Here is a 24196-nt window from a genome sequence, read left to right on the forward strand (position 1 = left end):
CCGAAGTACCACTGATTGCCCTTCCTGGTTTGATGCATGTCCGGATCGCGCTCGCCCTGGGCGTTCTTGGTGGAGCTGGGCGCGTGGATCAGGGTGGCATCGACGATGGTGCCTTGCTTCAACATCAGCCCTTTGTCGCAGAGATGCTAGTCGATGGCGGCAAACAGGGCGTGGGTCAGTTGGTGCTTTTCCAGCAGATGGCGGAAGTTCAGCAGGGTGGTTTCGTCCGGGATGGTATCCAGGGAGAGGCCGGCGAACTGGCGCATGGAGGCGATCTCGTACAGGCTTTCCTCCATGGCCGGATCGGACAGGCTGTACCACTGCTGCAGGCAGTAGACGCGCAGCTGGGCCGGCTGTACCTGGATGGACAGCGTCTGCACCCGGGCGAAGGCCGGGTTGCTCTGCTGATGTTCGGACAGGATCTGCTGGATGATGTCCGGCACCGTCAGATCCTGGAACACGCGCGAAGTGCGACGGTGACGCAGCAGCGCGAACGGCGGCTCGATGGTCAGTTCGTACTTGGCGAAGCCGCCATCGGCACCGGCCAGCCTGGCCTCGCTCACCACGCCGCAGCGGATAGACTCGCCGCCCGCCGCATCCTCGATGCGCGATGCGCGCCTGCTGGCCCAGCAGCGACTTCAGTTCGACATGGGTATCCGGCGACAAACAGGTCAGCGTGTAGCGGTAAGGTTGGGACAGACACTCTTCTGCCTGCAGGCTCAGCGTCAGCAACTGCTCGGCGGCGATCTGCCCGGTGCCCAGCCGCAAAGTCAATACCCGTCGATCTTGGCCAAAAGCGTAGGCGAAACTGGCCAGCAGTGCGTTCAAATCCATCCGATTCCCAAATAAAAATACCCTCCAAAGAGGGTACGAAGTGCTATTCGGGCGTCTACAGACGTGTGCTAATCAATACTGGAGGAAGATCGGGGCCACCAGAATTCAAAAGCCGTCATGCGCATGCATGGCGGCTTTTTTGTATTTGTCCGTCAGCAACAGGCTTGCCGTTCGACTAATGGACATCGATGCGGTCGGAAAGGGAGCGGCGATGCGACATTTTTGCTATGTGGTTGCGGGTTTATTGGGGGGGCTGGGGGCGATGGCCCAGGTTGACGCCGCGCAGTCTTGCCGCGGGCAGAGCGAGTCGGCGGCGGCAAGCCAGGTCTCGCTGCTGGAGTTGTACACCTCTGAGGGCTGCAGCAGCTGTCCGCCTGCCGACGCTTGGTTGTCCGGGCTGGGAGCGGCGGGCATCGGTTTGCGGCAACTGGTGCCGTTGGCGTTTCATGTCGATTACTGGGATGGCTTGGGTTGGCGCGACCGTTTCGCCAACCCGGCTTATTCGCGGCGGCAGCGCGAGTTGGCGGCGCGGGCCGGCAGTGACTTGATCTATACCCCTCAGTTGCGCTTGAACGGCCAGGACTGGTCGGCTGGCAGCTACGGCAGTCTGCGCGGCCAGTTGTCGCCCGGCGTCGCGCAGGCCTCCTTGCGGCTGGCGCTGACGCCCGCGGGGGAGGGGATCGATGTCGATATCGAGGTTTCGTTGCTGCCTGGCGCGCCCGCGTCGCCGCAGCTGATGCTCGCGCTGTATGAGAACCATCTGCAAAGCCAGGTGGCGGCAGGCGAAAACGCGGGGCGCTTGCTGCGGCACGACGCGGTGGTACGGGTGCTGGATGGGCCGCTGCCGCTGTCGGGCAAGACTGCCCGCATCCATCGGCATCTGGCGTTCGCGCCGGGGCAGCGGGCGGCGTTCAGTGGGGCGGCGGCCTGGCTCGAGGATAAGGCTGGCAGGACGATTCAAGCGGTGGCGGCGCCGTGCGCGGCAGGGTGACGATGCGGCGCGCAGTGTGGCTCGATTCGTCGAAAAATGCGCCCGTTCAATAAAGGTCAACCGTCTCGGCGTCAATCAGTACGCAGGAATATTGTCTGCCTGGTGCCCGATTGGCACCGCGCGGATACGGCAAGATAGTTCTGATGAAAAATGTTATTGGCATGATTGGCGCGGCTGGCTAAGATCGGGGTTTCCCCTTTTCCTCATCCACCGATGAACAAGTATCGCCATGTGAGCAAACCGGAGCATTGCGCCAATTGCCATCATCCGGTCTGCGGCCGTTTCTGCCCGGAGTGTGGCCAGAAGACCCATATCGAAATTCCCACTTTGTGGGAGTTCATTCATGAATATCTGCATCACTATGTCAGCCTGGAAGGCGCGTTGACGCGCAGCTTGTGGCTGCTGCTGGCGCAGCCGGGCCGTTTGACCGAGGAATATCTGTTGGGGCGGCGCCAGCGTTACGTCAAGCCGTTCCAGCTCTATCTGACCGTCAGTTTCATCTTTTTCGTGCTGATTGGATTGGCGGGCGGAACGATGGTGCATTTTGACAATTCTGATCCATCGCTTCCGAAGCCTGCCTTGTCCAAAGCCGCGGCAAGCGATCCAGAGGCGCGGGCAGTATTAGGCGATCTGCTGTTGGCCGATGCGGGCAACGGCTCGGTAACCGTGCACACCGGCAACAAGCTGTCCGACCTCTGGCTGAAGCGCTGGGGCGATCATCTGGGCAAGGATTTCAAGAGATTCCGCGAGCAGCCGGAAGAGGCCAACGCCGAGTTGATGCATTCGCTGCGTGGCCACGCGCCATACGTGTTGTTCGGCCTGATGCCGCTGTTCGCTTTATTGCTGCTGTTGGCGTATTTCGGCCGGCACCGGGTGTATGGCATGCATCTGGTGTTTACCCTGCATTTCCACGCCTGGCTGTTCCTGGTGCTGTGTCTGGGCTTGGTCTTGCCCACGGTTTCCGCCGGGCTGTTTTTTGCCGGGACGCCGGTATATCTGTGGCTGGCGCAGCGGCGGGTCTACGGCGGCGGCAAGTTCGCGGTGGCTTTGCGGACGCTGGGTTTGCTGTTGATCTACACCGTGCTGGTGTGTCTGGGGATGGCGGTGCTGGTGCTGGTGTCGCTTTAGGCAGAAAACGGGGCCGAGGCCCCGTTTGATCATAGCGCGGACGTGGGGGTCAGCCCCTTGGGCAGCAGCAGCCACATGCTGCCTTGCTGCTTCATGCGGCCGGCGTACATGCCAGCCTCGGTGCCATAGCCCCAGAACAGGTCGGCGCGCAGCGCGCCCTTGATGGCGCTGCCGGTGTCCTGGGCGTGCACCAGCCGCACCAGCGGTTCGGTGGAGTGCGGCCAGGTGGTGGCGAGGTAGATCGGCGCGCCCAGCGGGATGTAGCGCGGATCGACGGCGATGCTGTAACCGCCGGTCAGCGGCACGCCCAATGCGCCGACCGGGCCGCCGTCGTCGCCGGACAGCGGCTTGAAGAAGATGTAGCTCTGGTTGACCGACAGCAGCTCGTCGCGGCGCTGCGGATTGCGCGCGAGCCAATCCTTGATGCCCTGCATCGAGGCGTCGGACAGCGTCATCTCGCCTTTGTCCACAAGCCATTTTCCTATCGACTGATAGGGATAGCCGTTCTGGTCGGCAAAGCCCACGTGCAGGAAGCTGCCATCGTCCAGCTGGATGCGGCCGGAGCCTTGAACTTGCAGGAAGAACAGCTCCACCGGGTCTTCCACCCAGGCGATCACCGGCGCGCTGCCGGCGATGCTGCCCTGGTTGATCTGGCCGCGGGTGAAATACGGCACCAGCCGCGAGCCGGACAAGCGCCCCTTCAGGCGGATGCCGCGCGGATCGGCGGCGAAGTCGGCCGGATTGATCTCGATATTGCCATTGGCGGCCAGCGTCAGCCGGTTGGGACCGGTTTGCTTGGCGCGCAGCGTGCCGCGATTGCGCTGGCTCATCGGTACGTCCACGCTGACCAGGTCGCGCGGCACGCCGTAAACCGGCCAGGGCGTGCGCTCGGAGCGGGTGCGGCTGCCGTTGAGCAGCGGTTCGTAATAGCCGGTGATCAGGCCGCTGTCGCGGCCGCCGTCCTGCAATTTCCAGGCGGTGAAACGGTTTTCGAAGAAACGGCGCACCGCGTCGGCATCGCTGGCCGGCAGCGTGCCGGCTTCGCGGCAAACGCCGCTCCAGGACGGTTTTTTCTGCAGGGTGCGGCAGCTTTGCTGCAGGCCCTGCAGGGTATCGCCCAGGGCCTGGCTATTCCAGTTGGGCAGCGCGGCCGGACTGGCGCTGGAGGCGGTGGACGGGGATGTCGTGGTGCCGGTGCGCGGCGGGGTGGTGCCGCAGCCGGCCAGTGTCAGCAGCATCAGCCACAATGGCCAGCTTTTCAAGAACGGTTTCTGCTTCATGCTTCGAGGCTCTGGGCCCTGTCATTGGGTGGTTCAGTTGATTGTAACCCGCGCGTCGGGGAGCGTGTCGCGCCGGCATCGTGTTTAGTGTGATGTCATTGAGTCGCAACAAAACTGAAAAGTTTCCCCGTTAACATGGCGGTATTCCGTGTGATCCGCTGGCATGGCGGGTCGTGGCCTTGGACATTTGTCGCGAGAAATTGGAGAAAATGATGAAACACCTTGCAAGCCGTACCCTGCTGCTGGCTGCCCTGGCCGTGTCTGGCACTTTCGCCGTGCAGGCTGCCTATGCAGATGCCGCCGCCGCCGTGGCTGCGCCGACCGATGCGGAATTGGCGGTCTCCGTGAAGCAGGCTCTGGATGCGGATCAGGAACTGAAAGCCTTGGATCTGAAGGTGAGCAGCAGCAAGGCAGAGGTGACCATCGAGGGCCCGATGACCGATGACCAGCAGATGTTCAAGGCTGGCCAGATCGCTGAAAAGGTGCCGGGAGTGAAGTTCGTCATCAACAAGATGGAACAGAAGAGCTGATCCTGCTGTTGGGCGAGGGAATGTGCGAAGAAGCCGGGCGATGCCCGGCTTCTTTGCATTGAGCGTTCAGGCTTCCAGCGCCAGCAGTTCCGCCATGGTCTGGCGGCGGCGGATCAACCGCGCTGCGTCGCCATCGACCAGCACCTCGGCCAACAGCGGGCGGCTGTTGTAGTTGGACGACATGGTCGCGCCGTAGGCGCCGGCGTCGTGGAACACCATCAGGTCGCCGACTTGCGCCGGCGGCAGCGGCCGGGTTTCCACGGTGCCGCCTTCCTGTTGGGTGAAGACGTCGCCGGATTCGCACAGCGGGCCGGCCACCACGGTGTCGATGCGGCCGCTTTTCTCCATCCCGCGCGCGTCCAGCACGCTGATATGGTGGTAGCTGCCGTATAGCGACGGCCGCATCAGGTCGTTGAAGCCGGCGTCCACCAGCACGAAATGGCGGCTGCCCATGTTTTTCACGGCGCGCACCTCGGCCAGCAGCGCGCCGGATTCCGCCACCAGGAAGCGGCCCGGCTCGATTTCCAGCCGCACGGGATGGCCCAGCTGTTCGGCGATGCGTTGCCGGGCGGCATCCCACAACTGGAAGTAATGGGCGGTATCGATGCGGGCGTCGCCGTCGCGGTAGGGGATGGACAGGCCGCCGCCGGCGGAGATGGCCTCGATATCGCAGCCGAGTCGCGCCACCAGGTCCACCATCGCGCCGCACACCTGTCGCAGATGGCCGTAATCGACGCCGGAGCCGATGTGCATGTGGACGCCGATCAATTTCAGGCCATGCGCCTGCGCCGCTTGCAGCGCCTGCTGCAAGTCTTCATGCCAGATGCCGTGTTTGCTGTTTTCGCCGCCGGTATTGGTCTTCTGGCTGTGGCCATGGCCGAAGCCGGGGTTGATGCGCAGCCAGACCGGATGGCCTGGCGAGCGCTCGCCCAGCTGGCGCAGCATGTCGATGGAGCCGGCGTTCACCGGAATGCCGGTCTCGACCACCTTGTCCAGGGTGGCGCGGTCCAGCACGTCGGCGGTGAAGACGATGTCGGACGGCTCATCGCCGCCTGCGCGGTAGCCGGCGGCCAGCGCGCGCTCGATCTCCCCCAGCGATACCGCATCCACCTTCACGCCTTCCGCGCGCATCAGCCGCAGGATGTGGGTGTTGGAGTTGGCCTTCTGCGCATAGCGTATGGTGTCGAAGGCCTTCAGCTCGGCGATGCGGCTGCGGATGGTGTCGGCGTGGTAGACCCATAGCGGCGAGCCGTACTGTTGGGCGATGGCGGCGAGTTGGCGGTTGTCGAAGGGGCGCATGCAGGGCTTTCCTGTGGATGTCAGACCATGATCCGGCTAATTCGTACAAAAATAAAATAGAATTATGTCGATATGGCTTTCATTTTTGATATGGCCATGACTTCGCATGGAGGAAGAGATGGCGATCAATCTGCGCCACATCGAGGTGTTTCGAGCCGTGATGACGTCCGGCAGCGTCAGCGGCGCCGCGCGGCTGCTGCATACCTCGCAGCCCACGGTCAGCCGCGAGCTGGCGCGCTGCGAGCAGCTATTGGAGCTAACCCTGTTCGAGCGTGGCCACGGCCGCCTGCGGCCCACCCAGCAGGCTTTGCAGCTGTTCGCCGAGGTAGAGCGGAGTTTTGTCGGACTGGAGCGCATCGTCAGCAGCGCCGCGGCCATCCGCCAGTTTTCCGGGGGGCAGCTGGCCATCGCCTGTTTGCCGGTGTTCGCCCAGACTTTGTTGCCGGCGGCTTGCGGGCGCTTTCTGCAACGTCTGCCGGAGGTGGGGGTGGACATCAGTCCGCAGGAGTCGCCGTGGCTGGAGGAGTGGCTGGCGGCGCAGCGTTTCGATCTGGGTCTGATCGAGCAGGACCAGGCGCCGGCCGGTTGCCAGATTTTGCCGCTGTGGCAGGGAGACGAGCTGTGCGTGATGCCGGCCGGGCATCCGCTGGCGGCCAAGCGGCGGCTGACGGCGCAGGACTTCGCCGATTTGCCCTTCGTCAGCCTGGCGCCCAGCGATCCTTACCGCCAGCAGGTCGACGCCTGGTTCGCCGAGGCCGGGGTGCGCCGCCGGCTGCAGCTGTCCACCCATAGCGCGGCGGCGGTGTGCGCCCTGGTGCGGCAGGGGCTGGGCGTGGCCATCGTCAATCCGCTGACTGCGCTGGCCGAAGCCGGGACGGGGCTGGTGGCCAGGCCGCTGGAGGCGTCGATTCCGTTTGCGCTGCGGCTGGTGTTGCCGCAGTTCCGCCCCGCTTCGGCGTTGCCGGGGCTGTTCATCGATTGCCTGCGCCGGGAGGTGGCGGAAGTGGGGCGACGCTTGGAGGCCGTGCTGGCGCGGTGAGCTTGCGCCGGCTGATGGCCGGCGCAATCGAAGCACATTCCTTTTGAGGTTGTATTTGCAATTAAATTGCAAAATATTTTAATTGTTAGCATTTAAATATTTCACATGCAGATATCTTCGTGATTGTTGTCTGTATGTAAGATTTTCTTCATATTCTGTGCTTTGCCCTTGTCATGAATGGGGCTGTATTGCGTCAAGTGATTTGACAGCAAGCCGAACTTGCTTCATCAATAGTTTCTGAATGCTATCAATGTTGCGGCAAGGTCATGAATTTGCATGGACTTGCGGCGTGATAACTGCAAATTAGCCTCATTTCCAGTAGTGACCACTGTCTGTCTCACCCCGCGCGACTGGCTTTGGCTGGCGCGTGCCGCGCTGTCCATCCGCCGTCTCGCCATCAGGAATTTCCTGGGTCCGCAGCAGTTCTGATTTCACAAGGAACCCGTCATGACGCAAAGCGCGCTCAACCCCTTGCGGCAACCCAAGCCGTTTTATCTGATCTTTTCGATCGAGTTTTGGGAACGTTTCGGCTTTTACGGCCTGCAAGGCATTCTGGCTGTTTATCTGGTTAAGGAGCTTGGCCTGCGCGAGGTCGAGTCCTTCACGCTGTTCTCCGCCTTCATCGCCATGGTGTACGGCCTGGTGTCGGTTGGCGGCTGGCTGGGCGACAAGGTGCTGGGCACCCGCCGCACCATCCTGCTGGGCGCGCTGGTGCTGACCGCGGGCTACGCCATGGTGACCGCGTCGGCCGACCAGATCAGCCTGCTGTATCTGGGCATGGGCACCATTGCCGTCGGCAATGGCTTGTTCAAGGCCAATCCTTCGTCGCTGCTGTCCAAGTGCTATGAGGAGAACGATCCGCGGCTGGACGGCGCCTTCACCATGTATTACATGGCGATCAACGTCGGCTCGCTGTTGTCCATGCTGGCCACGCCGTGGCTGGCCGACCAGTTTGGCTACGCTCACGCCTTCGCCTTGTCGGTGGTCGGCATGCTGATCACCGTGGCCAACTTCCTGCTGCTGCGCGGCTGGGTCAAGGAATACGGTTCCGAGGCGGATTTCCGCACGCCGAAACTGAGCACCTGGCTGGCGGTGCTGGCCGGCGTGGTGGTGGCCTGCCTGTTGGCCGCGCTGTTGTTGAAGCACGAGATCATCGCCAATGTGGTGCTGGCGGTGCTGTCCATCGGCGTGGTGGGGCTGTTCGTCAAGGAGACCCTGCTGCTGAAGGGCGCGGACCGCAAGAAGATGATCGTGGCCGCCATCCTGATGCTGCAGGCGACGGTGTTCTTCGTGCTGTACAACCAGATGCCGCTGTCGCTGAACTTCTTCGCCATCCACAATACCGAGCACACGCTGTTTGGCATTCCGGTGCAGCCGGAGCAGTTCCAGTCGCTGAACCCGTTCTGGATCATGCTGGCCAGTCCGCTGCTCGCCATCTGCTACAACAAGCTGGGCAACCGCCTGCCCATGCCGCACAAGTTCGCCATCGGCATGGTGCTGTGCGCTTGCGCCTTCTTGGTGCTGCCGCTGGGCGCCAAGTACGCCAACGCCCAGGGCATGGTGTCGTCCAACTGGATGGTGCTGAGCTATCTGTTGCAAAGTATCGGCGAATTGCTGATTTCCGGCCTGGGCCTGGCCATGGTGGCGCAACTGGTGCCGCAGCGCCTGATGGGCTTCATCATGGGCGCCTGGTTCCTGACTTCGGCCGCGTCGTCGGTGATCGCCGGCAAGGTAGCCAGCCTGACCGCCGCGCCGGACAATGTGACCGACCCGCTGGTTACCCTGGAAATCTATAGCCGCGTGTTCACCCAAATCGGGGTGGTGACCGGCGTGATCGCTGTGCTGACCATCTTCATCGCGCCGTGGCTGCATCGCATGACGCTGGACGAGAAACCGGCGCATCCGGAGCACGAAATGGCGCTGGACGCGCGCTAAGCCAACGTACCAGTAAATCAACGGGGACCATGCGGTCCCCGTTTTTGTTTAATCCACCAGCTCCAGCACCACGCGTTTGTTGCGCGCGCCCTTGTTCTCGATCTTCTTCACCCTGACACGGCCCACTTCGCCGGTGCGCGCCAGGTGAGTGCCGCCACAGGGCTGCAAGTCCACGCCCTCGATCTCGATCAGGCGGATTTCCGGCAGATGCAAGGGCGGCGTCACCGACATGGTGCGGATCAGCTCCGGTTGCGCCTGCAGCGCTTCGCCGCTGGTCATCCTCACCGTAACCGGCAGATCGGCTGCCACCAGCCGGTTCACTTCGGCCTCGATCTGTTCCTTGTCCAGCTCCATGCCCTCGGGCAGCGAGAAGTCCAGCCGGCCAGACTCGGCCGTCATGTTGCCGCCGGTGACGCCGGCCTTGATCACCACGCCCAGCAGGTGCATGCAAGTGTGGATGCGCATATGGCGGTAGCGGCGGTCCCAATCCAGGTCCAGCGTGACTTCGGTTCCGGGGATGAGGCGGACGTCGCCTTCGGTCTGATGCAGGATGGCGCGGGTTTCGCGGTCGCGCCGGGTGTCGGCGATGCGCAGCGTCGCGCCGTCCGCCAGCGTCAGCGTGGCGCTGTCGCCCGGCTGGCCGCCGCCCAGCGGGTAGCACAGGGTATCCTCCAGCACCAGGCCGGCGTCGTCGTGGCGCAGCACGCGGGTGGCGAGGCGGGTTTGGTACGGGTCTTGGTAGAACTGTTCCGGCATGATACGTCCTTGTCTGTTGTTGTCATGACAGATTGATGGCGAACCCGGGCGATTTCAAGTGACAGCGTCGCGCGCAATCGACGGTAACAGCTTGTCGGGCAAGGATTTAACGCCGATAATCGCCGCCAATCGATTTTTAAAGCCGCTTTACGATGCAAAGACATAATCTGGAACACTACAATCCGCCGCCGGATACCGGCCTCAACGTTGTCTACGTCGACGACTGCATGCTGGTGCTGGACAAGCCCAGCGGGCTGCTGTCGGTGCCCGGGCGCGGCGAAGACAAGGCTGACTGCCTGATCAGCCGCGCGCAGAAAGCCTACCCCGACGCGCTAACGGTGCACCGGCTGGATATGGACACTTCCGGCCTGGTAGTGATGGGCCGCGGCCCGGAAATGCAGCGCGCGCTGTCCATCGCCTTCATGGATCGCAAGGTCAAGAAGCGCTATATCGCGGTGGTGGACGGCATTGTGGAAAGCAATAGCGGCATCATAGACCTGCCCTTGATCATAGATTGGCCGAACCGGCCGCGGCAGAAGGTGGACTTCAACGAGGGCAAGGAAGCCATCACCCGCTACCGGGTGATCCTGCGTGACACCTCGCGCAACGTCAGCCGCATGGAGCTGGATCCGCTGACCGGCCGCGCTCACCAGCTGCGCATGCACATGCTGCATCTGGAATCCGGCCATCCGATTCTCGGCGACGACATCTACGCCCCGCCGGAGGCGCTGGCCAAGGCCGACCGGCTGCTGCTGCACGCATCACGGCTGGTATTGCGCCACCCGGTGACGTTTGAGGAAATGGAGTTCGAGGCGCCGCCGCCGTTCTGATGAAGAGCGCAATCGTCAAAGCCGCATCTGTGAAGGATGCGGCTTTTTCTATTCATCGGCCGACGATTCCGGCTGATTCACATAGATCAGCGCCAACAGCGCAATGCCGGTGAAGGCGTAGGCGCTGAACTGGCCGTTGAACTGGTTGGCCCACATCGCGAAGTATTCGCCGCCTATGACCGCGAAGCCGGTGTGCCAGACCAGGATGGCCAGCGTAGCGCCCAGCGTGAAGCAGGCTTTGCCGCGCGGCAGCCAGATGCGGCCCGTGGGACGCAGCGCAAGCAGCAGCATGGCGCCGCCGGCGGCGCACAGCAGGCCGACGGCCAGTTCGCCGGCGATGATGGCGGCGTAGGCTAGGCGTTGAATGGCTTCGCTGTGGATGGCGCGGCCGCGCAGCGCGTCGCCGTGGAACCACGGCTGCATGGTGTCCATGCTCAGCACGTGGCGGACAAACTGCCAATTGGAGTCGTAGTCGAGCAGGTTGCCGCTGGCCACCATCAGCCCGAACAGGCCGATGGACAGCGCGAGCAGCGCCTTGCTCAGGCGTTGGGCGAACAGGTGCGGGGTGGTTTTCATCGCTATCCTTTTATGTCCAAGGTTTGGATTGGCATGGATATCAATGATGAGGAAATAAAGCAAGCGGGATAGCAGGGCCCCGCTTGCGTTTAGACCCGCTAACCAAACCCCTGATCCTGCGTTGCGCCTCCTTGTCGTACGATTTGTACTGTCTGCGTCGGCGCGCCTTGGCTCAGGTTCTCTAACGAGGTTTTGTGAGCGGCCCTTATTGGCGTGCGGTGCGGACGTTGTCCTGCGGCGCGGCTTCGAAATTGCTGCGCCAGGGATTGATGTCCAGGCCGCCGCGGCGGGTATAGCGGGCATAGACGGTCAGCTGCGTCGGCGCGCAGGCGCGCAGCACGTCGACGAAGATGCGCTCCACGCATTGCTCATGGAACTCGTTGTGCTGGCGGAAGCCGATCAAATACCGCAGCAGCGCCTCGCGGTCTATCTTGGGCCCGGTGTAGCGGATGGACACGCTGCCCCAGTCCGGCTGGCCGGTGACCAGGCAGTTGGACTTCAACAGATTGCTGCACAGGGTTTCGCTGACGATCTCCGTCGCGTCGGCCTTCAAGACCTCGGGGCAGGGCGCGTAGTTGTCCACCGCGATGTCCAGATCGTCGAGGCACTCGCCGGCCAGTTCGCGCACTTGCTCGGCGGCAAAGGCCGGCGGCAGCGCGATGCTGACGTCCACCTCGGCGCCGGCGGCTTCGGACAGGTCGCGCGCCAGTTGGGTGGCGAGCGCGTCCACGCTGTCCATGCGTGTCTGGTTGTAGCTGTTCAGATACAGCTTGAACGATTTGGACTCGATCAGCCGCGGGCTGGCGGCCGGGATGCGGAAAGTGGCGATGCCGACCTGCGGCTTGCCGCGCGGATTCAGCCAGGACAATTCGAAGCCGGTCCAGATATCGATGCCGGCAAACGGCAGCGCGGCTTCCTCCACGCCTATCTCCTCGCGCTTGGTCTGGCGCGCGATCGGAAACAGCAGGGAAGGATCGTACTGGTCCTGGTAGCTGACGGTCTTGCCCAGCGGCGAGTGTTCGGGGGTGAGGTTTTGCATCGTATACGCCTTCTAAAAACGGTTTTCGCCACGCAACCCACGAACGGGCATGAAAAGGACATGGCGCTGACGTCTTGTCCGCAACGTGGCCGCTTCCAATATGAGGGACGCTGTTCGTGGCAAAAGCATGTTACATCTCGCGCCGCATGAAATGGCGCGGGCGGAAGCCCAGCGCGAACAGCGTGGCGAAATAAACCATCGCGCCGACGCCGACCAGCAGCAGCAGCCACAGCGCCCGCAGCCAGGCGTGGCCGTGCCAATCTATCGGCAGCCACCACTGGCAGGCCAGCAGCGCCGCCGCCATCGCCAGGATGGCGGCGGCCAGCTTGAGCAGGAAGCTGCGCCAGCCCGGTTCCGGCCGGTAGATGCCGCGCTGGCGCAAGGTGTACATCAACAGGCCGGCGTTGATGCAGGAGGCCAGGCCGATGGACAGCGCGAGGCCGGCGTGCTTCAGCGGAAAGACGAAGGCCAAATTCATGATCTGGGTGGCGATCAGCGTCTTCACCGCGATGCGCACCGGCGTCTTGATGTCCTGGCGCGCGTAGAAGCCCGGCGCCAGCACCTTGACCAGAATCAGGCCCAGCAGGCCGAAGGAGTAGGCGATCACCGCCTGCTGCGACATCCAGGCATCGTGCGCGGTGAATTTGCCGTACATGAACATGGTGTAGAGCAGCGGGCCGGACAGCAGGCCCAGACCTACCGTGGCCGGCACTGCCAGCAGCAGCGACAGGCGGATGCCCCAGTCCAGCAGCACGCTGAATTCGGCGTCGGATTTGCTGGCGGCGTGTTTGGACAGCGAGGGCAGCAGGATGGTGCCCAGCGCCACGCCCAGCACGCCGGACGGAAACTCCATCAGCCGGTCGGCGTAATACATCCACGATACGCTGCCGGTGGGCAGGAAGGAGGCGAAGGTGGAGTTGATCAGCAAGGAAATCTGCGCCACCGACACGCCGAAGATGGCCGGGCCCATCTGCCGGATCACCCGCCACACCGCCGGGTCGCGGAAATCGAAGATCGGCCTGGCCAGCATGCCGATCTGCTTCAGAAAGGGCAGCTGCCACACCAGTTGGATCAGGCCGCCGACGAACACCGCCCAGGCCAGCGCCATGATGGGCGGGTGGAAGTAGTGGGTGAAGGCCAGCGCGAACACGATGAAGCTGAGGTTCAGGAAGGTGGGTGTGAAGGCCGGGATGGAAAATTTTCCCCAGCTATTGAGCACGCTGCCGGTCATAGACGACAGCGAGATGAAGAAAATATACGGGAAAGAGACGCGCAGGATGTCGGCGAACAAGGCGGCCTTGGCCGGCTCGCGGTAGAAGCCCGGCGCCGAGATCCACATGATGGCCGGCGCCGCCAGCATGCCGATGGCGGTGACCAGCAACAGCACCGAGCCCAGCACGCCGGTGACTTTGGCGACGAACTCGCGCGTTTCCTCATGCGTCTTGTTTTGCTTGTATTCGCCCAGAATAGGCACGAAAGCCTGCGAAAAAGCGCCCTCCGCGAATAGGCGCCGCAGCATATTGGGAATCTTGAAAGCGGCGTTGAAGGCGTCGGCGGACATGCCGGCGCCGAAGATGCGCGCGACGAGCGTGTCGCGCACCAGGCCGAGCACACGCGACACCATGGTCATGCTGCTGACTGCAGCCAGGGCCTTGAGCAGGTTCATTTTGTTCTGTCGTACAACGAGAGGCGGATTGAGCAAGCCCGCTAGTTTACGCCGGCCGGATTCTTGTTGCAAAACCTGTGTTTAGGGCTTAGAATCGCGGGTTTCAGATTCCGCTATCAGGAGAAAGATTCATGGCTAACAGCGCACAAGCTCGCAAGCGTGCACGCACAGCCCTTAAGCAGCGCGCGCACAACGCCAGCCTGCGTACTGCGTTCCGTACCGCAGTTAAGAAAGTGCTCAAGGCAATCGAAGCCGGTGACAAGGCTGCCGCTAAGGTAGTATTCCACGCTTCCGAAAAAGTGATCGACCGCATTGCTGACAAGGGCGTGTTCCACAAGAACAAGGCTGCTCGTCACAAGAGCCGTCTGTCCGCTCAGATCAAGGCTATGGCCTGATCTTCAGCCCAGGCTGATAAAGAATACGCAAAGGCTCCGCAACGCGGGGCCTTTTGTGTTTCTGGCGCCGCTAAAATCGCGCGCCTGGCCGGGCTGCGATATGATGGTGGCAGCCAAGGCCGCCGCCATGGACCGGCCTTTTTTCATTGTTGATTCGGGATACTCGAGATGACCGCCTTGCCTTCCATACTGCACGAACCCATCCAGGCCCTGCTTGACGAAGGCGACGCGTTGTTCGACCAGGGCACATTCGATGCCGCGCTAGACCGTTATCTGCAGGCTTTTGAGCTGCTGCCGCCGCAAGTGGAGCGGTGGGAGGCGGCGACCTGGCTGCTGACTGCCATCGGCGACACCTATTTCCAGATGGGCGAATGGCAAAATGGCCGGCAAGCGCTGGAGCAGGCCCGGCAGTGCCCGCAGGGCGCGGAAAATCCCTTCATCCTGTTGCGCCTGGGCCAGTGCGAGCTGGAACTGGGCCGCCCCGACGTCGCGCGCGAGCTGCTCAAGCAAGCGTTCTTGCTGGGCGGCGACGAGGTATTCGAGGATGAGGAAGACAAGTACCGCGCCGAACTGAGCCGCTGACGGCATCGCCGCCAGTCATGGGCGGCCCAAAGCGGCCAAACTCGCAGGGCCGGGCGCCTTTCGCGCCGACTCTTCGTTGTTCCGCACTGGCAGAGAATGACTATGCGGCGCGCGAAACGCCTCGATTCGCCGTGAAATGCGCTCCGGCGCGACCGCTCAGCAAACGTTAACAGACCCTAGCCTGGCTGTTTGCTTCGGGCCGGCGCAAAGCATCATTGGGCAAAAGGCGGCATGCCGGCTAGCGGCATGCCGAGAGGGGACGCGCGGGATTTACAGCAGCGGAGCGGCCTGGCGGGCCATTTCGCCTTCTTCGTCGGTGGGCAGCACATAGGCCGGCAGGCGGCTGCCGGCGGTGGTGAGTCGGCGCGCGTGCGCCAGGTTGGCGGCGTGGTCCAGCTCGAAGCCCAGCCAAGACAGCTGCTGCAGGACGCGGGCGCGCACTTCGGCCGAGTGCTCGCCTATGCCGGCGGTGAAGATCAGCGCGTCCAGTCCCTTGAGCGCGCAGGCCAGGCTGGCCGCCTCGCGCGCGGCGCGGTAGCAGAACAACTCCACCGCCTCGCGCGCCGCCGGCAGCTCGCTGGCCAGCAGCTCGCGCATATCGGCCGAAATGCCGGACACGCCCAATAGCCCGGAGTTCTTGTACAGCTCGCGGCGCACGTCCTGCACGCCCATGCCCTCATGTTCCTGCCAGTACAGAATCACTTCCGGATCGATATAGCCGGGGCGGCTGCCCATCATCAAACCGTCCACTGCCGAAAAACCCATGCTGGAGGCGATGCTTTTGCCCGATTCGATGGCGCAGGCGCTGGCGCCGCTGCCCAGGTGACAGACTACCACCTTGGCATGGGCCAGGCCCAACTCCGGCAATCTCCTGGCAATGGCGGCATAGGACAGGCCGTGGAAGCCGTAACGGCGCACCCCTTCCTCATGCCAGTGGCGGGCGATGCCGAAGCGGGTGGCCACTACCGGCTGGGTGATGTGGAAGGCGGTGTCAAAGCAGGCGATTTGCGGCAAGCGCGCATCCAGCTGGCTGAATGCGTCTATCACTTCCAGGCTCACCGGCTGGTGCAGCGGCGCCAGCGCGATGTAGTCGTCCAGCGCCGCTCGTACTTCTGTATCGACGCGAACCGGCTGGCGGAAACGGCTGCCGCCGTGCACCACGCGATGGGCCACCGCGCGCGCTTCCAGGCCTTGGTCGGCCAGGCTGTTCAGCACCGCGGCCAGCGCGGAGACGTGCCCGTCGTCGGCCAAGCCGCGTTCGGCCAGCGGCTGGCCATTGGCGTCGGCCAGCGCGAGCCGGGCTTCCTTGCTGCCGAAACGATCCACCATGCCGCGCGCCAGCAGGGTCTGCCCATCGGAAGAAAAGGCGCGGAACTTCAGCGTGGCCGAACCGGCGTTGATGGCCAGCAGGCATCGGTTCATGAGCGTCCTCCCTGTCGGCGGTTGTGGGCCAGCAGGCTGGCGATGGCGCTGGAGGCCAGGCGGCCGCTGGCGTCGTCGGCGCGGCTGGTCAGCACCATGGGCACGCGCGCGCCCATCACGATGCCGGCGGAGGCGGCCTGCGCCAGATAGGTCAGCTGCTTGCCCAGCATATTACCGGCTTCCAGATTGGGCACCAGCAGGATGTCCGGGTCGCCGGCCACGGGAGACACGATGCCCTTGCTGTCCGCCGCTTCCTTGGAGATGGCGTTGTCGAAGGCCAGCGGGCCGTCGAGGATGGCGCCGGTGATCTGGCCGCGATCGGCCATCTTGCACAGCGCGGCGGCGTCCAGCGTGGCTTGCATGTCCGGGTTGATGGTTTCCACCGCGGCCAGGATGGCCACCTTGGGGAGGGCGATGCCCAGGGCGTGGGTCAGGTCGATGGCGTTCTGGCAGATGTCGCGCTTGGTCATCAGGTCCGGCTCGATGTTGACGGCCGCGTCGGTGATGAACAGGTAGCGCGGATAGCTTTCCACCTTCATGACCCAGACATGGCTGATGCGGCGGTCGGTGCGGATGCCGGTGTTGCGCGCCAGCGCGGCGCTCATGAATTCATCGGTGTGCAGGCTGCCCTTCATCAAAATGTCGGCGTAGCCTTCGCGTGTCAGCTGCACCGCGCGCTCGGCGGCGGCGTGGCTGTGTTCGACGTCTATGCATTCAAAGCGCCGGAGGTCCACTTCCAGCTCGTCTGCCAGCTTCTTCAGCTTGGCCAGCGGCGCCACCAGGATGGGGGTGGCGATCTGGTTGTCGGCGGCTTCCACCGCGCCCAGCAGCGCCTCGCGGCTGCAGGGATGGGCCACGGCCATCGGCAGCGGGCCGAAGGCGCGCGCCTGTTGTACGATGTCGTCAAATGCGTGGGTATCGTGAATCATGCCGCTCTCCTCAAGCCTTGATGTGTTGTCCGCCGTCGACGTAGATGGTCTGGCCGGTGAGGCCGCTGGCGGCGTTGGAGATCAGGAAGGCGCAAGTCATGCCGACTTCTTCGATTTCCACCAGCCGGTTTTGCGGCGCGCGGGAAATGGCGTCCTCGATCAGTTGGTCGAAATGGGCGATGCCGGAGGCGGCGCGCGTTTTCAGCGGGCCGGGCGACACCGCGTGCACGCGGATGCGCTTGGGGCCGAGCTCGTTGGCCAGGTAGCGGCTGACGCTCTCCAGCGCGGATTTGACCGGTCCCATGATGTTGTAGTGCTCCACCACCTTGTCGGCGCCGTAGTAACTCATGGTGATCAGGCTGCCGCCGTTCTTCATCAGGGGTTCGGCCAGCCGGGCCATTTCGATGAAGGAATAGCAGGACACGCGCATCGCCTGCTGGAAACCCTCCAGCGAGCAGTCGGTGACGCGGCCGTGCAGGTCTTCGGCCGGGCAGTAAGCGATGGAATGGATGATGAAATCCAGCGAGCCCCATGTGCGCTCGATTTCGGCAAACACTTTCTGCAACTGGCCCGGCTGCTCGACATCCAGCGGCAGGATCAGCGGCGATTGCAAGCCTTCAGCCAGCGGCCGAACGTACTTCTCGGCCTTGTCGTTCAGGTAGGTGACGGCGCATTGGGCGCCGAGCTGGTGTAGCACATTGGCGCAGCCGTAGGCGATGCTGTTTTCGTTGGCGATGCCGACGATCAGGCCTTTCTTGCCGGCGAGAATGTTGCGGATGCTGTCCATCTGACCTTCTTGGTAAACCATGTAGACCTCCGGGAGAGCGTTGCAGCAGCAGGATGATGTGAAAGTGTTTTTTGTATTGCCGTTTCAGTTGGATATAATCATCGGTTTGCGGCGCGCTTGAAGTTTCGGGCGGCGGACCGCATCTGTACCTGTGTCACCCCTGTCTGGAGTTTAGTTCCGGATGTGGTGCGGTGCAGCAATAATGCGTATTATGCCATTGTGGTCAATTGGCGGGAAAGTAAAGCTATGCCGATCTATGAATATCGTTGCGGCGCCTGCGGCGTCGCCAAGGAACATCTGCAGAAACTGAGCGATGCGCCGGTAGCGGCCTGTCCGGAGTGCGGCAGCGCGGACTATCACAAGCAGCTGTCCGCAGCCGGCTTCCAGCTGAAGGGTTCCGGCTGGTATGCCACCGACTTCAAGGGCGGCTCGTCCAGCGCTTCCAGCAGCACGCCCAGCACCGGCGGCCATAGCTGCGGCGCCGGCTGCGGTTGCGACTGATGTCGGTCTCTCCTCAAATCAAGATGACCCTGAAGGGTTACCTGATCGCCGGCCTGCTGATCTGGCTGCCGCTGGCGATCACCCTTTGGGTGCTGAACCTGATCATCGGATCGCTGGACCAGACGCTGACGCTGCTGCCGCAAGAGTGGCGGCCGGAGGCGGTGTTCGGCATGCACATACCCGGCCTGGGCGTGGTGTTCGCCGTGCTGGTGGTGATGGGCACTGGCATGCTGGCCGCCAATGTGCTGGGCCGCCGCCTGGTGGGTTTCTGGCATGGCTTGCTGTCGCGCACGCCGGTGGTCAGCTCGATCTACAACAGCGTCAAGCAGGTCAGCGACACGCTGCTGTCTGATTCCGGCAACGCTTTCAAGAACGCGCTGCTGGTGCGCTGGCCGCACCAGAATGCCTGGAGCGTGGCCTTCCAGACCGGCACGCCGGCCCAGGAAATCCTGCAGTGCGCCGAAGACGGCGAGGAGCTGGTCAGCGTCTATGTGCCGACCACGCCTAACCCGACTTCCGGCTACTTCATCGTGGTGCCGCGCAGCGACACCCGCGACCTGAACATGAGCGTCGACGAGGCGCTCAAGTACGTCATCTCGATGGGCGTGGTGGTGCCGAACCCGCCGCCGCAGGCTCAGCGTCCGCGCCTCAACGACGAACATAATCGGCAGGGCTAGGCCGTCACCCTGTCTAGCCCCTAATCACGCCGTCTCCCCCAGGGGAGCTTCAAGGATTCAATAAAAAGGTTTACCCAATGCGTACCGATTACTGCGGACTTATCGACAAGAAATACCTCGGTCAAACCGTGACCGTCAAAGGCTGGGCGCATCGTCGCCGCGACCACGGCGGCGTGATCTTCATCGACCTGCGCGACCGCGAGGGCCTGGTGCAGGTGGTGATCGATCCGGACACCCCGGAAGCGTTCAAGCTGGCTGACAGCAGCCGCGGCGAGTATGTGCTGTCCATCACCGGCATCGTGCGCGAGCGTCCGGCCGGCACCGCCAACAGCAAGATGATCTCCGGCGAGATCGAAATCCTGGCCAAGGAAATCGAAATCCTGAACGCCGCGGCCACGCCGCCGTTCCAGATCGACGACGAGAACCTGTCGGAAAACGTCCGCCTGACCAACCGCGTGATCGACCTGCGCCGCCCGGCGATGCAGAAGAACCTGCGCCTGCGCTACAAGGTGGCGATGGGCGTGCGCAACCACCTGGACAAGCAGGGCTTCATCGACATCGAAACCCCGATGCTGACCCGCTCCACGCCGGAAGGCGCGCGCGACTACCTGGTGCCGTCCCGCGTGCATCCGGGCGAGTTCTTCGCGCTGCCGCAATCGCCGCAGCTGTTCAAGCAGCTGTTGATGGTGGCCGGCTTCGACCGCTACTACCAGATCACCAAGTGTTTCCGCGACGAAGACCTGCGCGCCGATCGTCAGCCTGAATTCACCCAGATCGATATCGAAACCTCGTTCCTGAACGAAGACGAGATCATGGACATCACCGAAGGCATGACCAAGGAAATCTTCCAGGACGTGCTGGGCGTGACGCTGCCGCAATTCCCGCGCATGACCTACGCCGACGCGATGTTCTACTACGGCTCCGACAAGCCGGACATGCGCGTCAGCTTGAAATTCACCGAACTGACCGACGTGATGAAGTCGGAAGAGTTCAAGGTGTTCCGCGGCGCCGCCGACATGGCGAACGGCCGCGTGGTGGCCCTGCGCGTGCCGAACGGCGCGTCCTTCAGCCGCAAGGAAATCGACGACTACACCCAGTTCGTCGCCATCTACGGCGCCAAGGGCCTGGCCTACATCAAGGTCAACGACGTCACCAAGCTGAACGAAGAAGGCCTGCAGTCCCCGATCGTGAAATTCCTGTCGGCCAATGGCCTGAAGGAAATCATCGAGCGCACCGGCGCGCAAAACGGCGACATCATCTTCTTCGGTGCTGACAAGGCCAAGGTGGTGAACGAGGCGATCGGCGCGCTGCGCATCAAGATCGGCCACGAGCACGGCTTGGAAAACGGCTACTTCGTCAAGGAATGGCGCCCGTTGTGGGTGGTGGACTTCCCGATGTTCGAGCACGATGAGGAAGAAGACCGCTGGACCGCCTGCCACCATCCGTTCACCAGCCCGAAGCCGGGCCACGAGGACTTGATGGCCACCGATCCGGGCAAGTGCTTGGCCCGCGCCTACGACATGGTGCTGAACGGCTGGGAAATCGGCGGCGGCTCCATCCGTATCCACCGCGCTGACATCCAGGAGAAGGTCTTCGGCGCGCTGAAGATCAGCCCGGAAGAGCAGCAGAACAAGTTCGGCTTCCTGCTGGACAACCTGAAGTTCGGCGCGCCGCCGCACGGCGGCCTGGCTTTCGGCCTGGATCGTCTGGTGACGCTGATGTGCGGCGCGGAATCGATCCGCGACGTGATCGCCTTCCCCAAGACCCAGCGCGCCCAGTGCCTGCTGACCAACGCGCCGAACGCGGTGGACGACAAGCAGCTGCGCGAGCTGAACCTGCGCCTGCGCCAGAAGGCCGAGCCGACTGCCTGATTGACCGGGTGGGGGCCTGCGATGAGATGGCGGAACGCCGGCTGAGCCGGCTTCTGCCCTACGCCAGGCCGGCGGTAAATGCCTTATCGAGAACGGACAGCATGCTGTCCGTTTTTTTTTCTTTAAATTACCCATGTACATGTGTAAAATAAATTTGTGTTTATGTACATGGATAAGATTGGAGAGGGCAATGGCGCAACAGAGCGAAGTGAAAGACATCCTGGTGGAACGGACCCAAACCGGGGTCAAGATCGAGAAGCGCATCCTGAAGGTGCTGAAGGGCATGGCGGAGTACCATGACATTTCGCTGGGCGACCTGCTGGAAGGCATCGTGCTGCATGCCTTCGATGGCAAAACGCCGTTCGGCGAGGAGTCGCTGGCCAAGATCCGCCAGCTGAAAGAGGTGTATGGCCTGAACCTGGACGCCAGCCACAGCCATCACCTGCGCGAGAAGAACTAAAAACGGGCCGAGCTTGAAACTTCGGCGCAAAGGCCCCATCTGACAACAGTTGGCTGGCCCTGCGCCCATTGCAAAACTTTATCGTCACGATATCGATTTACAATTTGCCGGGCCTGGGCGCGGTGCTTTATAAAGCTTCGCAATCCGCCGCGCGTTCAGGATGCCCGATTCCGGGATGCGCTGTCATACCAAGACCTTTAAGGAGATCCACATGGCCGTACTCGTTGGCAAGCAAGCCCCGTTCTTCGCAGGTGAAAAGACTTTTTCCGCCGTGCTGGGCAATGGCGAGATCGTTGACAACTACTCCTTCAAGCAAGCTACCGCCGGCAAGTACGCCGTGGTGTTCTTCTACCCGCTGGACTTCACCTTCGTGTGCCCGTCCGAGCTGATCGCTTTCGACCACCGTCTGGAAGAGTTCAAGAAGCGCAATGTGGAAGTGATCGGCGTGTCCATCGACAGCCAATTCACCCACGCCGCATGGCGCAACACCCCGGTCGACAAGGGCGGCATCGGCCAAGTTGGCTACACCCTGGTGGCCGACATCCAGCACGACCTGTGCAAGGCTTACGATGTTGAAGCCGATGGCGGCGTGGCCTTCCGCGGCTCCTTCCTGATCGACCGCTCCGGCGTGGTGCAGCACCAGGTTGTCAACAACCTGCCGCTGGGCCGCAACGTCGATGAAATGCTGCGCATGGTTGACGCGCTGCAATTCACCGAAGAGCACGGCGAAGTGTGCCCGGCTGGCTGGAACAAGGGCAAGAAGGGCATGAAGCCGTCCGCCGAAGGCGTGGCTTCCTACCTGGCCGAGAACGCCAAGGACCTGTAATCCGCGTTTGACGCCGGATCTGTCCAGAACCCCGCCCGCGCAAGCCGGCGGGGTTTGTCATTCTAAGCCTGCTTCCGCCCGGCTCAGCCGCTTTTGAAGGCCTGCTGTCCGCTTGCTCCGCATTCCGACGGCCGCAGCATGCGCCGCAGCGGCGCGTGCTGGAGGGCCGCGCTGCAACAAACGGCCAGCGCGCACAGCCACCACAGCGCAGGGCCGCCGACGTGGCCGTATAGAAAGGTGCCCAGCGCCGGCGCGATCAGCGAGCGCCCGCTCCAGGCCGCGTTGTAAAGGCCCAGATAGCTGCCGCGCAGCCGGCCTTCCGAACGGTGCATCACCAGCTGGGAATAGGTGGGCGAGAGCAGCAATTCGCCCAGGGTCAGGGTGATCGTCATCAGGATGGCCCAGATGGGGCCTTGCCCCGCGTTCAGCCACAGGAAGGCGAAGCCGGTCAGCAGCGCGCCCAGCTGGATGCAGCGCGCCACGCCCCAGCGCAGGATGCGGCGGCTGATCGGAATTTGCAGCCCCACCACCATCAGGCCGTTGATGGTGAACAGATAGCCTATCCATTGCGGGCCAAGCTGGTAGTGCTCACGCAGGAACAGACCCAACGTCACATACATCTGATCGAAGACCAGCGTAACCAGAATCAGCGAGGCGATGACGCGCAGAAACATCCTGTCGTTCCAGGGGCCGGGAAGATCGGCATCCTCTTCGGCTCGCTGCGCCGCGCGCGGACGCGCCTGCTCGCCGAGCCGCCGGTAAGACCACGCCATCCAGAGCGCACCCAGCAGCGTGCAGGCCGCATTGGCGACGTAGATCCATTGGTAACCCCAGGCGGCGATGAAGCCGGCGACGATGCCGGCGATGGCCACGCCCAGGTTGTAGGCCACGCGCAGCATGCCTTGCGCCACCGGTCGCTGCTGCGGCGCGCAAGGCTCCAGGGCCAGGCGTTGGTTGATCGGCTTGAAACCCCCATCGGCCATGCCGGACAGGACCAGCAAGGGCATGAACAGCCATACCGGCAGCTGCAGCGCCAGCAGCAGCATGCACAGGCCGGATAGGGTCAGCGCCATGACGGCCAGCTTGCGGCTATCAAAGCGGTCGGTCAGGCTGCCGCCCTTGAATGAGCCGGCCAGCATGCCCATGCCGTAGAAGGCCATCAAGAGGCCGATCTGGCTGTACGGCAACTGGTAGTTTTCGCGCAGGTACAGCGGCAGAAACAGCTTGGACATGCCGCCGACGTTGTTGACGAAGCTGCAGACGATTTGGACGTAGACGCTGGCGGGCAGGCCGCGGTAGGGGCGCAACATGCGGCTTAAGGTGGTGGGCATGGCGAATGGGGCCGCGCGTCCGGCGGGGCGGGACGCGGAGGGCGATTTAATTATGCTAAAGAATTATATTTCATTTAAAACAATATCCAGTCAACCGGTTTGCAGAATTATTTCACTGGCAGTTTTGCCTTCACCGTGCGCATCATGGTGGCCTGCATCTCGGCGCGCGGATGCAAGCCATCGGGTTGGAAGGCGGACAAATCGCCGGCGAAACCGGCGACCAGCAGCGGTACGTAGGCCAGGCGGTTGCTTTTGGCCAGATCGTGATACACCGCGCGGAACTCGGTGCCGTAACGGGGGCCATAGTTGGGTGGCAGCGCCATGCCCACCAATAGCACCTGGATCTTGCGCGCGCGCGCCAGGTCTATCATCCGCTGCAGGTTGCGTCGCATCTCGGCCATCGGCAGGCCGCGCAGGCCGTCGTTGGCGCCCAGCTCCAGCACCAGCACGTCGGGTTTGTGGCGGGACAGCGCATCTGGCAGCCGGGACAGGCCGCCGGCGCTGGTTTCACC

General features: G+C 63.1%; 25 protein-coding genes and 2 pseudogenes. 14 read left to right on the plus strand and 13 right to left on the minus strand.

Features of this window, described 5'->3' with window-relative positions; genetic code table 11:
• Positions 1 to 350 (minus strand): annotated as a pseudogene (locus tag JHD59_RS22855) (IS5 family transposase); the annotation flags it as partial.
• A 33-nt stretch (positions 351 to 383) separates the two neighbouring features.
• A pseudogene (locus tag JHD59_RS22860) lies at positions 384 to 566 on the minus strand (contractile injection system protein, VgrG/Pvc8 family); the annotation flags it as partial.
• Between the two features lie 37 nt (positions 567 to 603).
• Between JHD59_RS22860 and JHD59_RS22865 the strand changes: the two are divergent.
• The 3 genes from JHD59_RS22865 to JHD59_RS18255 all read left to right on the plus strand — a co-directional run bounded on the left by JHD59_RS22865 (position 604) and on the right by JHD59_RS18255 (position 2953).
• The gene (locus tag JHD59_RS22865) at positions 604 to 849 is read left to right on the plus strand and encodes a hypothetical protein (RefSeq protein WP_233164381.1); all 246 of its coding nucleotides are present in this window, start codon (positions 604 to 606) and stop codon (positions 847 to 849) included.
• Between the two features lie 196 nt (positions 850 to 1045).
• Positions 1046 to 1825 carry a thioredoxin family protein gene (locus tag JHD59_RS18250; RefSeq protein ID WP_199155280.1) on the plus strand — a complete coding sequence of 260 codons (780 nt, stop codon included), beginning with the start codon at positions 1046 to 1048 and terminating at the stop codon, positions 1823 to 1825.
• Positions 1826 to 2038: 213 nt separating this feature from the next.
• Positions 2039 to 2953, plus strand: coding sequence for a DUF3667 domain-containing protein (locus JHD59_RS18255; protein WP_103316628.1), 915 nt, complete (start codon positions 2039 to 2041; stop codon positions 2951 to 2953).
• A 29-nt stretch (positions 2954 to 2982) separates the two neighbouring features.
• On the opposite strand, the gene JHD59_RS18260 is transcribed toward JHD59_RS18255, so the two are convergent.
• Positions 2983 to 4233 carry a murein transglycosylase A gene (locus JHD59_RS18260; RefSeq protein ID WP_199155281.1) on the minus strand — a complete coding sequence of 417 codons (1251 nt, stop codon included), beginning with the start codon at positions 4231 to 4233 and terminating at the stop codon, positions 2983 to 2985.
• Positions 4234 to 4445: 212 nt separating this feature from the next.
• Here JHD59_RS18260 and JHD59_RS18265 point away from each other — a divergent pair, with 212 nt between their 5' ends.
• Positions 4446 to 4763: a BON domain-containing protein gene (locus JHD59_RS18265; RefSeq protein ID WP_103316626.1), complete on the plus strand. Its 318-nt coding sequence runs from the start codon at positions 4446 to 4448 to the stop codon at positions 4761 to 4763.
• A gap of 66 nt (positions 4764 to 4829) precedes the next feature.
• Here the strand turns inward: JHD59_RS18265 and lysA are convergent, their stop codons facing one another.
• On the minus strand, positions 4830 to 6062 hold the full coding sequence (gene lysA, locus JHD59_RS18270) for a diaminopimelate decarboxylase (RefSeq protein WP_199155282.1): 1233 nt from the start codon (positions 6060 to 6062) through the stop codon (positions 4830 to 4832).
• Positions 6063 to 6180: 118 nt separating this feature from the next.
• Here lysA and JHD59_RS18275 point away from each other — a divergent pair, with 118 nt between their 5' ends.
• Both JHD59_RS18275 and dtpA read left to right on the plus strand, forming a co-directional pair.
• On the plus strand, positions 6181 to 7101 hold the full coding sequence (locus JHD59_RS18275) for a LysR family transcriptional regulator (RefSeq protein WP_103316723.1): 921 nt from the start codon (positions 6181 to 6183) through the stop codon (positions 7099 to 7101).
• 447 nt (positions 7102 to 7548) lie between these two features.
• On the plus strand, positions 7549 to 9036 hold the full coding sequence (gene dtpA / locus JHD59_RS18280) for a dipeptide/tripeptide permease DtpA (protein WP_103316623.1): 1488 nt from the start codon (positions 7549 to 7551) through the stop codon (positions 9034 to 9036).
• Between the two features lie 48 nt (positions 9037 to 9084).
• Here the strand turns inward: dtpA and JHD59_RS18285 are convergent, their stop codons facing one another.
• Entirely contained in the window at positions 9085 to 9792 is a 708-nt protein-coding gene (locus JHD59_RS18285) for an alanyl-tRNA editing protein (RefSeq protein WP_199155283.1), read from the minus strand.
• Between the two features lie 152 nt (positions 9793 to 9944).
• On the opposite strand from JHD59_RS18285, the gene JHD59_RS18290 reads away from it, so the two are divergent.
• A complete protein-coding gene (locus JHD59_RS18290; RefSeq protein WP_199155284.1) occupies positions 9945 to 10622 on the plus strand; it encodes a pseudouridine synthase in 678 nt (225 codons plus the stop codon).
• Positions 10623 to 10670: 48 nt separating this feature from the next.
• Here JHD59_RS18290 and JHD59_RS18295 read toward each other — a convergent pair whose 3' ends face one another.
• The 3 genes from JHD59_RS18295 to murJ all read right to left on the minus strand — a co-directional run bounded on the left by JHD59_RS18295 (position 10671) and on the right by murJ (position 13903).
• Entirely contained in the window at positions 10671 to 11198 is a 528-nt protein-coding gene (locus tag JHD59_RS18295; protein ID WP_103316618.1) for a DUF2165 family protein, read from the minus strand.
• 205 nt (positions 11199 to 11403) lie between these two features.
• Complete coding sequence (gene queF, locus JHD59_RS18300) at positions 11404 to 12237, minus strand: NADPH-dependent 7-cyano-7-deazaguanine reductase QueF (protein ID WP_199155285.1); 834 nt, start codon at positions 12235 to 12237, stop codon at positions 11404 to 11406.
• 130 nt (positions 12238 to 12367) lie between these two features.
• Positions 12368 to 13903, minus strand: a complete 1536-nt coding sequence (gene murJ, locus JHD59_RS18305) for a murein biosynthesis integral membrane protein MurJ (RefSeq protein WP_199155286.1) — start codon at positions 13901 to 13903, stop codon at positions 12368 to 12370.
• Positions 13904 to 14034: 131 nt separating this feature from the next.
• On the opposite strand from murJ, the gene rpsT reads away from it, so the two are divergent.
• Together rpsT and JHD59_RS18315 are read left to right on the plus strand one after the other, a co-directional pair.
• Entirely contained in the window at positions 14035 to 14298 is a 264-nt protein-coding gene (rpsT, locus tag JHD59_RS18310; protein ID WP_043627589.1) for a 30S ribosomal protein S20, read from the plus strand.
• A gap of 168 nt (positions 14299 to 14466) precedes the next feature.
• Complete coding sequence (locus JHD59_RS18315; protein ID WP_199155287.1) at positions 14467 to 14880, plus strand: tol-pal system YbgF family protein; 414 nt, start codon at positions 14467 to 14469, stop codon at positions 14878 to 14880.
• 270 nt (positions 14881 to 15150) lie between these two features.
• On the opposite strand, the gene JHD59_RS18320 is transcribed toward JHD59_RS18315, so the two are convergent.
• The 3 genes from JHD59_RS18320 to fabI are packed head-to-tail and all read right to left on the minus strand — an operon-like array spanning position 15151 to position 18039.
• Positions 15151 to 16302: an acetate/propionate family kinase gene (locus tag JHD59_RS18320; protein WP_199155288.1), complete on the minus strand. Its 1152-nt coding sequence runs from the start codon at positions 16300 to 16302 to the stop codon at positions 15151 to 15153.
• Positions 16299 to 17231, minus strand: coding sequence for a phosphate acetyltransferase (locus JHD59_RS18325; protein WP_103316610.1), 933 nt, complete (start codon positions 17229 to 17231; stop codon positions 16299 to 16301). Before JHD59_RS18325 ends, JHD59_RS18320 begins: the two co-directional genes overlap by 4 nt.
• Before the next feature lie 10 nt (positions 17232 to 17241).
• Positions 17242 to 18039, minus strand: coding sequence for an enoyl-ACP reductase FabI (gene fabI / locus JHD59_RS18330; protein ID WP_223253553.1), 798 nt, complete (start codon positions 18037 to 18039; stop codon positions 17242 to 17244).
• Between the two features lie 225 nt (positions 18040 to 18264).
• On the opposite strand from fabI, the gene JHD59_RS18335 reads away from it, so the two are divergent.
• The 5 genes from JHD59_RS18335 (at position 18265) to JHD59_RS18355 (ending at position 22353) form a co-directional block, all read left to right on the plus strand.
• A complete protein-coding gene (locus JHD59_RS18335; RefSeq protein ID WP_199155289.1) occupies positions 18265 to 18519 on the plus strand; it encodes an FmdB family zinc ribbon protein in 255 nt (84 codons plus the stop codon).
• Positions 18519 to 19196, plus strand: coding sequence for a DUF502 domain-containing protein (locus tag JHD59_RS18340; RefSeq protein ID WP_103316607.1), 678 nt, complete (start codon positions 18519 to 18521; stop codon positions 19194 to 19196). Before JHD59_RS18335 ends, JHD59_RS18340 begins: the two co-directional genes overlap by 1 nt.
• Before the next feature lie 77 nt (positions 19197 to 19273).
• A complete protein-coding gene (gene aspS / locus JHD59_RS18345) occupies positions 19274 to 21067 on the plus strand; it encodes an aspartate--tRNA ligase (RefSeq protein ID WP_103316605.1) in 1794 nt (597 codons plus the stop codon).
• A gap of 190 nt (positions 21068 to 21257) precedes the next feature.
• On the plus strand, positions 21258 to 21527 hold the full coding sequence (locus tag JHD59_RS18350) for a hypothetical protein (protein ID WP_103316603.1): 270 nt from the start codon (positions 21258 to 21260) through the stop codon (positions 21525 to 21527).
• A 211-nt stretch (positions 21528 to 21738) separates the two neighbouring features.
• The gene (locus JHD59_RS18355) at positions 21739 to 22353 is read left to right on the plus strand and encodes a peroxiredoxin (RefSeq protein ID WP_103316601.1); all 615 of its coding nucleotides are present in this window, start codon (positions 21739 to 21741) and stop codon (positions 22351 to 22353) included.
• A gap of 83 nt (positions 22354 to 22436) precedes the next feature.
• On the opposite strand, the gene JHD59_RS18360 is transcribed toward JHD59_RS18355, so the two are convergent.
• Positions 22437 to 23684, minus strand: a complete 1248-nt coding sequence (locus JHD59_RS18360; RefSeq protein ID WP_199155290.1) for an MFS transporter — start codon at positions 23682 to 23684, stop codon at positions 22437 to 22439.
• Positions 23685 to 23791: 107 nt separating this feature from the next.
• On the minus strand, positions 23792 to 24196 hold a 405-nt coding region (locus JHD59_RS18365), incomplete at its 5' end, for an arylesterase (protein WP_199155291.1).

Origin of the sequence: Chromobacterium sp. ASV23 (assembly GCF_016428945.1) — a bacterium.
Lineage (GTDB): Bacteria > Pseudomonadota > Gammaproteobacteria > Burkholderiales > Chromobacteriaceae > Chromobacterium > Chromobacterium sinusclupearum.

Bases quoted from the DNA above. Each gene is read 5' to 3' on its own strand.
- JHD59_RS18325 (WP_103316610.1), bottom strand. From the start codon at position 17,231: ATGATTCACGATACCCACGCATTTGACGACATCGTACAACAGGCGCGC.
- JHD59_RS18355 (WP_103316601.1), top strand. From the start codon at position 21,739: ATGGCCGTACTCGTTGGCAAGCAAGCCCCGTTCTTCGCAGGTGAAAAG.
- JHD59_RS18320 (WP_199155288.1), bottom strand. From the start codon at position 16,302: ATGAACCGATGCCTGCTGGCCATCAACGCCGGTTCGGCCACGCTGAAG.
- queF (WP_199155285.1), bottom strand. From the start codon at position 12,237: ATGCAAAACCTCACCCCCGAACACTCGCCGCTGGGCAAGACCGTCAGC.
- JHD59_RS18285 (WP_199155283.1), bottom strand. From the start codon at position 9,792: ATGCCGGAACAGTTCTACCAAGACCCGTACCAAACCCGCCTCGCCACC.
- JHD59_RS18360 (WP_199155290.1), bottom strand. From the start codon at position 23,684: ATGCCCACCACCTTAAGCCGCATGTTGCGCCCCTACCGCGGCCTGCCC.
- murJ (WP_199155286.1), bottom strand. From the start codon at position 13,903: ATGAACCTGCTCAAGGCCCTGGCTGCAGTCAGCAGCATGACCATGGTG.
- JHD59_RS18265 (WP_103316626.1), top strand. From the start codon at position 4,446: ATGAAACACCTTGCAAGCCGTACCCTGCTGCTGGCTGCCCTGGCCGTG.
- aspS (WP_103316605.1), top strand. From the start codon at position 19,274: ATGCGTACCGATTACTGCGGACTTATCGACAAGAAATACCTCGGTCAA.
- JHD59_RS18255 (WP_103316628.1), top strand. From the start codon at position 2,039: ATGAACAAGTATCGCCATGTGAGCAAACCGGAGCATTGCGCCAATTGC.
- rpsT (WP_043627589.1), top strand. From the start codon at position 14,035: ATGGCTAACAGCGCACAAGCTCGCAAGCGTGCACGCACAGCCCTTAAG.
- JHD59_RS22865 (WP_233164381.1), top strand. From the start codon at position 604: ATGCGCGATGCGCGCCTGCTGGCCCAGCAGCGACTTCAGTTCGACATG.
- JHD59_RS18250 (WP_199155280.1), top strand. From the start codon at position 1,046: ATGCGACATTTTTGCTATGTGGTTGCGGGTTTATTGGGGGGGCTGGGG.
- JHD59_RS18335 (WP_199155289.1), top strand. From the start codon at position 18,265: ATGCCGATCTATGAATATCGTTGCGGCGCCTGCGGCGTCGCCAAGGAA.
- fabI (WP_223253553.1), bottom strand. From the start codon at position 18,039: ATGGTTTACCAAGAAGGTCAGATGGACAGCATCCGCAACATTCTCGCC.
- JHD59_RS18315 (WP_199155287.1), top strand. From the start codon at position 14,467: ATGACCGCCTTGCCTTCCATACTGCACGAACCCATCCAGGCCCTGCTT.
- JHD59_RS18260 (WP_199155281.1), bottom strand. From the start codon at position 4,233: ATGAAGCAGAAACCGTTCTTGAAAAGCTGGCCATTGTGGCTGATGCTG.
- dtpA (WP_103316623.1), top strand. From the start codon at position 7,549: ATGACGCAAAGCGCGCTCAACCCCTTGCGGCAACCCAAGCCGTTTTAT.
- JHD59_RS18275 (WP_103316723.1), top strand. From the start codon at position 6,181: ATGGCGATCAATCTGCGCCACATCGAGGTGTTTCGAGCCGTGATGACG.
- JHD59_RS18295 (WP_103316618.1), bottom strand. From the start codon at position 11,198: ATGAAAACCACCCCGCACCTGTTCGCCCAACGCCTGAGCAAGGCGCTG.
- JHD59_RS18340 (WP_103316607.1), top strand. From the start codon at position 18,519: ATGTCGGTCTCTCCTCAAATCAAGATGACCCTGAAGGGTTACCTGATC.
- JHD59_RS18350 (WP_103316603.1), top strand. From the start codon at position 21,258: ATGGCGCAACAGAGCGAAGTGAAAGACATCCTGGTGGAACGGACCCAA.
- JHD59_RS18290 (WP_199155284.1), top strand. From the start codon at position 9,945: ATGCAAAGACATAATCTGGAACACTACAATCCGCCGCCGGATACCGGC.
- lysA (WP_199155282.1), bottom strand. From the start codon at position 6,062: ATGCGCCCCTTCGACAACCGCCAACTCGCCGCCATCGCCCAACAGTAC.